The sequence below is a fragment of the Streptomyces sp. AC627_RSS907 genome (assembly GCF_019049165.1).
The window spans coordinates 1-643 of sequence record NZ_JAGMUE010000826.1; the positions used below are offsets into that span (position 1 = coordinate 1).

1 pseudogene is annotated in these 643 nt (G+C 73.9%); it reads right to left on the reverse strand.

The window, feature by feature from the left end:
• Positions 1–643: pseudogene (locus tag KUM32_RS38860) on the reverse strand (TIGR00374 family protein); the annotation flags it as partial.

The window sequence follows — 643 nt, forward strand, 5'->3', positions numbered from 1 at the left end:
TCTCCGGCACGAAGCCGAGCAGGCTGATCGCCGCGCACACGTAGGTCAGGCCCGAGAAGAACAGGGCGATCGCCACCCACGCCCAGTTCGCCTCGCCGACCACCTGGCCCAGCTTGATGTGGGTGAACTGGGAGAGCAGGAAGTACGCGGCGAAGGCGCCCGCGCAGAAGCTGACCAGGGTGCGCGGCTTGATGCGCTCCAACCGGACCGGCTCTATCGGCGCCTGCGGGCGCACCAGCAGCACCTGCTGCCGGATCTGCGAGAGCAGGTCCTCCTCGCGGGCCTCTTCGAGCGCCTCGTCGACGGCCCGCTTCTCGGCCTGCTTCTCGGCGTGCTTCTCCGCCTTGAGCGCCTTGCGCGCCCTGCGGTCCAGCGGCTGGGCGTCGACCTGCTCCCGGAGCGCGGCGGCCTCCGCCTCGCGCGCCTCCTTCTCGGTGCGGGCCGCGGCGAGCACCGCCTCGCGCTCGCGGTGGGAGCGCTCGCGCCCGAGGTGGCGCAGGGTGGCCCGGGTGACGCGGTTGAGGGCCAGCGGCTGGAGCAGCGGCAGGCTGTCGGCGACGGCGTCCGGGCCGATGACGTCGACCGCGGCGGCCACCGACCGCTCGGCGCCGACCCGCAGCGCGAGGGTGGTGAGCAACTGCGC